The following is a 7418-nucleotide window of genomic DNA, read 5'->3' on the forward strand; positions in this document are numbered from 1 at the left end:
CAAACAGTAGTTGAAAGCGTTAGATACTTAGCTAACATTTGAAATACAGTTTCTGCCGAAAAAGATGCTATGTCTTATACATTATATTCATCAGCAATGAAACAATTTGATGAATTAGTTAACAATCAATCAAATGTTTTTGAAAAAGATAAAGTTGTAGTCGACGCACAAGGAAATGTAACAATTAAAAACACAACAGAAGGTAAAGCGATACCTGTTGTATTTATGGATATTGATGAAACAGTTTTAAACAACTATTCATTCCAAAACTGACTAGTTGCTAACCAAAAAACATTTACACCTGCACTATGAGATGCTTTTGTTCAAGATAAACAAGCACGTAAAATTGCAGGAGCATTAGAATTTATTGATCACGTTTGAAAAAACGGTGGAGTTGTTATGTTTAACTCTAACAGAGAACAAGAAAATCAATTAGCACCAACAAGAGAAAACTTAGTTTCAGAAGGATTAAATGCTAATTATTTAGCTGATTGAACATTCTGGATGCAAGGTGTGGATTTATCTAATGCAAAACCATGAACAGCAATTAAAAAAGATGTAAACGGTAAAAGAGTTAAAACAGAAAAAGAAGAAAGAATGAATCTTGTAAACTCTAAAAAATGAGATTTAACAACACAAGGTAAAAACTTCGGAAATTCTGTTGCATTAAAAACAGTAATGAGAGTTGGTGATAACTTTGATGACTTTAACGATATTTCATCAGCACATAAATTAAATGGTGAAAGAAATCAAACACTAGAAGATACTAAAAAACTTTTCGGAAACTTTGATGTTAATGTTAAAGGAATTAAATACGAAAAAGACGCACAAGGTAATGTTGTAAAATCTAATGAAGATTGAGCAGAATCTTATGTTTTAATTGGAGGAAATGCTTCTTATGGTGGATGAGAAGCAGGTCTTGCAAAAGGATTTTACGGATTAACACCTGACAAACAAGTAGAAGCTCTTGATAAAGCAATTCATGAGTTTATTTGAAAACCAACAAAATAAGTAAATAATATAAAGATAAAACCAAATAAAAAATATTTGGTTTTTTATTTAAAATATTCATAAAAATTTTAATAGTAATATGTGGTACAAAATCTGGTGTTTTATGAAAAATTAATATTAATTAAAAACTTGTAAAAATAATATAATATTAATATATTAATAAAAGGAGATGTTTTATGAAAAAGTTCAAAAAAATCAAACTTTTAATTTTAGGTACATTATCAATTTCACCAATGTTGATTGCATCTAGTTGCTAAAAAGATGAAGAAAATACAACTAAAACTAACAACAAGGATTTATTAAGAGTTGATGATCAAAAAGATTTAGAAACAAATAAAACAACTAATAATCCTGAAAAAGATCCATCAAACGAAGTTGAATCTCGTAAAAATCAAATACCAAATAATAATGAAACACCAACAAATATAAATTATTTAAATAGTGAAGAGACAGAAAAATATTTAAAAAACAAGGATTTTGATGCATTATTTACTGTTAAAAACAAATTTTTTGTTGATATAAAAACAAAAACAGCAAAAGAAGTTGTTAATAATTTTGAAGAATGAGTTGATATTAAAGCTAAAGAACCAAGATTAAAATTTAATTTAGTTAATTATTCATTAAATCCTTCTAATAAAAACGAAATCAGTTTATATTTTACTTTTAACGATGAAGCAGATATTAATAGAATTTTCACTCTTAAAGATTTCAAAGAAGATAATGAAATCATTATCAGGAATCCTAATTCAAGACCAAAAGAAAGTGAAGAAAAACAATATTTTGATTCAACAAATATTGAAAAATATGATAAAGATCTCTCAAAATTAATTGATTCTATTAAAAATCAAAAATACTCAAGAGAAACAAATATAACAAGTTCTTTTAAAGATGAATTTAATAAAAAAGCCAAAGAACTAAATTTACCTGATTATGACACAATGAATTCATTAGGGTGAAGTGTTCCACAACTTAATGAACAAGGACAAGTTATTGGGTTAAACATTAAAAAAACTCCATCAGGTGTATTAAATTCTTGAGTAGATAATTATAAAAAAGATGAATATAAAAACATTGGTCTTGCAAGAACAATTGTAAATGATAAATATTCAAATATTGCAATGCAAACCTTCCAAAGTAATTTTACTAAATGATGATATACTGATAACTACAATGAACAAATAGAAGTTGCTAAATTACTTCAAAATACAGAAGATTTAAATCTTTTAGTTGATAAAATAACTGACTCTAATAAAAAAGCAGAGTTTAAAGAAAAACTTAATCGTCCTAATCAATCATTTGGGGTTAGAGAAAAATATAGACTAGAAATTTTTGATGAACTTAAAAAACAAAATAACGGTGATGAAGATGCTGCTGCTGTTATTTATACTGATTATGTTAAAAATCAAAGAGAAAAATTAAAACAAACTGTTAATGCTGCAACAACAGTTTCAGAAGAAGTTAAAAAACGTATGCTTGCACAAATAGAAAAAGCAACTGATTTTAATTCTTTAGCAGAATCAAGCAGAAGAACAGAAGTAAAATCTGGAACAACATTTATTTTAGACTATGAATTAACAACAGATGGTTCATATCCCACAAAATGATATTTTGGAACAAATTATCATGTTGTGGATGGGTTTGATGAAAATAATCTTGCTGGTTTTGGTTTAAATAGACTTGATAAACAATATCCATCAATTTTTAGTACATTAAGAACAAATGCTTTTGAAACTAAAATTAAAAAGTTTTCATTACCAGGTAAATCATTTAAAAGAGTTATAGATGGACGTGATTTTTTCAAATGAGACCCAAATACTTATAGTGCAGATAAAACAGAAACAAATAAAGAATTTTTAGATTTTGCAATTTTTGAAGTTGATTTTTCTAAATTATCTGAAACAGAATTATATGGAGAAAAAAATGCTGCTGATTTTGCAAAACTTGTAACTAATAATTATGCAAATTTAGAAGATAACCAAAAACTAACCATTGCTTCTTATGATTATTTAACAGAGCATGAAAAAATTGATGTTCCTATACTTAAAAGACAAAAAGATAAAAAAGATTTTGAAACTTATGATCAATTATATGCTGTTTCATATCCTGCATCATTAAGCAAAGGTTTTGTTGATGATTGATTAAATCAATATGAAGATGAAGCAGATTATAACGCAAGAAAAAATACTTTTTCACTTTGAACAAATGCAGATTATAACTATTATAAACAGCAACAACCTAGTGATGCTGAATCTTTAAAAAGAACACAAAGAGGTGGTCATTTATCTCACTCAATTGTTTTAAGAACATTTAAAGACAAACCAGGTGTATTTGATAGATTTTTAAATGCACCAGTTGTAGGAGAACCTTATAAATCGGATGAAGACAATAAAACATATTACCAAAGTGGTCTAGCATATTTATATAAAGGTTATTCACCAGGAGGTGGTGCTTCTGGAAGTTCTATAAGAAATCAAAGAAATGAATTAGTAAGTTTTTTAACAACTGCATACAACTCACAACAACTTTCAAGCGGTTTAGCTGTTAGATCAAATGGACAAGATCTTAATAATTTATTTAATGGTTATAATATTCCTCAATATGATTTAGTTTATGGAGGTGGTAAAGATCAAAACAAATCATTTAGAGAAGAATTAGGAAAATTAAGACCCAATATTAAGACCTTCTTATTTAAAAATGGTACAAATGAAATACCAGAAAAATATGTTTTTAAAAATACAAATAACACAGAAAGTTCAAATAACATCTCATAGAGATGTTATTTTAATGATATTTAAGGATATTCTAAAATTTAATTAAAATGAGGTAATTATGAAACATAATTTTAAAAAGAAAATATTAAATACTGTTTTGATTAGTAGTTCTATTGTATTTTTACCTTTAATTGCAACAAAATGTGCAAATAATAGCAATAAAATTTATAAGAGTATTGATTTTAAATTCACAAATATAAAAAGTGATTCTGCAATTTTTGAAATTAAATTCAGTAATTTAAAAAATAATCAACCAAATTTAATTTTAGAGTTTGAAAATCTACAACAATATACTGATTTTGAAATTGATTATAAGAATAACAAAGCTATTGTTATTTTAAATAATTTAAAACCAAATACTAAATATACTATTACAAGAGTTTTTGATAAAGTTCTTAATAAAGATTTTATAAATGAATCTAACTCTATAAGTTTTATAACATTAAAAACAGATGATGAAAAAGAAGATGATAAAAATTTAAATTCAAAAGTAATAGATAACCATTCATTAAATAATAATTATAATAATTTAAATAATATTTTATTTAATAACATCAAATCAAAGTCTATTGATATTAATTTATCATTTCAAACTAATGTTAATCCAGAAGATAAAATAGAAATTGAATTAACAAATTCTTCTAATAATTCAGTTGTAAAAATTTCACAATTTATTTTTTCTGGTAATACAGTTATATTTAATATTACAAATTTAAATCCAAATACATCTTATAAAATAAGTAAAATCTTATTTAATTCAAAAGAGCAAGATTTAACAAATCAAAATAAGAATTTTACAACACAACAAAAAGAAAATGATAGTTTTAGTGTTTCTAATATAGAAATTAGTGAAATAATGAACACAAGTGCTTTTATTAAAATCAACTTCTCTCAACACCAACTTTCTGATTCTAATCCAAAAACATTTAAACTAGTTTTAAATGATAAAGAATTTTTAACATCAGCATATACACAAAACTCTAATTATGTTTCGTTTTCCGTTTCTGGTTTAACAAAAAATACACAATATAATATTAATAATTTATCAATAAATGATTTATTAATAGATTTATCTAATGTTAGTGAAAAAGCATTTGTAACAACAAATAATGAAAGTGAAAATGAATTAAACTCTAAACCAAAAAGCGATTTTATTAAAACAAAAGATTATTCAATCATTACTCAGAGAAATAAATATTATGACTCAGCTTTAAATATTTCAGAAAAAAATATTGAACTTAATTTTTCAATTCCATATCAAAAATATATAGATTCAAATGAAAAACTTACATATTCAAATGAGCAATTTAATGAATCATATGTAAAAGGAACAAAAAACATTGATATTGAAAGAATAACCGTTATTGACAATAATGTCAATATTAATTTTAGTCAACTAATTGAACAAAATACAGAAGTTAAAATTTTAATAAAAGGAACAAATCCTTTACAACCATGATCTAAAATTGTTACATTGAATAATATTTCTGGTTCAAGTGCAAGTTTTTCAACAGATTTATTGCAAAAAAATATCAAAAACTTTGTTCTAACACACACTTTTTACGATTCAAAATTAAATGTTTATGATCTAAATGATAAATATTTTTTTAGTAAACCACTTCCATTTAATGATATTGATTTAAAAGAAATTAAATTTATTGGTGATAATGATAAGAAAATATTATATGCTAGTGCAAATCTTGATTTAGATGAACAAAAAGTAGAATATTTAAAAGATAAATGATTTGAATTTATTTTTGAAGCGGAAATAGACAGAGATGATAATGCAGCATATTACAATAATTATTATGTTAAAAAACCAAGCGTTTATGTTCCTTTTGAAAAACTAAATAAATTTATTTTATCTGGTTTTATGGATAGGGTTAAATATACTTTAAAAGAATTACACGTTGTAGAACCTTATAGCAAAGATTTATATTTTAGAGGTATTGACTTACCAAGAAATTCTGATTTATCTTTTGTTAAATACTTCAATTATGATTTATATAATGAAATATTAGATAAAAATACACAAAACGATTTTAGTGTTCAAAATAAAGATTTAATTACCAATAAAACAAATCTTACAACAACAGATTTAAGAAACATAGCATTATCAAACGAAACAAAAAATTCGATACCATATTCTATTCAAAATTTTTATTCGTTAATAAACTATAAATATGAAATGTATTATAGAAATTCTAAATCATCAAATGATGTACTAAAACATTTTAAAATGATTGATGAAAATAACCAAGAAGTAGAATTAAAAAGCCTTGTTGGTAGAGAATTATTAAGTAGCAAAAGATTTGACTTTAATCCAGAACATACAGTTGTATCTATGACAAAAGATTTATCTAGATATAAAAACCTAGAACAAATAAATGATGAAGATGTATTATTTAACTTTATGTTTGAATTTGATCCCACTCATAAAGTTTTAACAGATTATGGACAAGGTGCATCTACAAGAAATATAGTTATGGTTTCAGTATCTTATAAATTAATAAAAGAACAAAAAGTTATAGACAACTCAGTGTTTAATGTAGTGCATGGTGCAGATGATTTTGAAACGCAAAATCTTTATCATAAAATTTTAAATTCAATGTTTAGATTTAAACTATCATTAGGAAACCAAAAATTAAAATTTGAAATTATTGCAAAAGATGAACAAAATACAAAAATTTTCAACTTTAAACCCGATCATAATTTATCTCTTTATAATTCAGCATTTATTGGTAATAATCAATTTTATCTTTTTTGAAAAAATAAACCAGGTGTAAATATTAGTTTTAGCGAGTCTGAATATAACAATACAAAAATTGTAAACCCTGAAGAAGTTGTAAGCTATAAGCAGCGTTCAGAATATGATGATTCTAATTTTAATCCATCACTTAGTGAATTTGATCCGGATAAACTCTTTACTCTTTATTCTAAATTGCAAAAAACTAAATCTAATGCAACAAGGCTATTTGATGTTGATAATCAAAAAGGTATTAAAGACCTAAGAAAACGTAGTTTTGCTTTCAGAACTGATGGATCTTCTTGAACAGTACTAGGAAAAGTAAAACCTTCTGATGATAATGATTATCGTTTCTTTGTAACAACAAATCAACACGTTTTCGATGGTTATAAGCGTGTTGATTACAAAAGTAATACAAATCCATGAGTACAAAGAAAAATGGAACATGTTGATATTAAAATACCTGTTTTAACATCAAAAGATAAATATTCCTCTGATAAAACTTATCCTATATTACAAGAAAATAACCTTAATTTTGGTGAAATAGAAATTCCACTTGAACCAATTAATAATTTTAATAATGAAAGATTATTTCCAACAATGTCTAATTTTAAAGATAATCAAGGTAATCAACCTGAAAAAATAGAATCTCGCAGAGCAGATTTAGTTTATGCTATTGCAGATTTTAGTTTCTTTTTTGAAAAATTCCCGATTAATCAAGAAAATAACTGACAATTTAATAATAGACAATTGAATCAAAAAGAAAAAGAAGTTGTTCAATTTATTCATAACTGAAAAAACTTAAACTTAACACAAGTTTCAAATCAAACATATGTCATTGATGACTATGTTAATTTAAATGCTTTTGCTGCCACATATCCAGTTGCAAT

Annotated in this window: 3 protein-coding genes; all 3 read left to right on the forward strand. The window is 24.4% G+C overall.

The window, feature by feature from the left end; genetic code table 4:
- On the forward strand, positions 1–1011 hold a 1011-nt coding region (locus tag BU00_RS0102940), incomplete at its 5' end, for an HAD family acid phosphatase (protein ID WP_027121421.1).
- Positions 1012–1406: 395 nt separating this feature from the next.
- The gene (mip, locus tag BU00_RS0102955; protein ID WP_342665345.1) at positions 1407–3782 is read left to right on the forward strand and encodes an Ig-specific serine endopeptidase MIP; all 2376 of its coding nucleotides are present in this window, start codon (positions 1407–1409) and stop codon (positions 3780–3782) included.
- Positions 3783–3840: 58 nt separating this feature from the next.
- Positions 3841–7418: hypothetical protein (locus tag BU00_RS0102960; RefSeq protein WP_027121424.1), on the forward strand; the 3578-nt coding region annotated here is incomplete at its 3' end.

The sequence above is a fragment of the Mycoplasma leonicaptivi ATCC 49890 genome, from assembly GCF_000622205.1.
In the GTDB taxonomy this organism is placed as follows: Bacteria; Bacillota_I; Bacilli_A; order Mycoplasmatales; family Metamycoplasmataceae; genus Mycoplasmopsis; species Mycoplasmopsis leonicaptivi.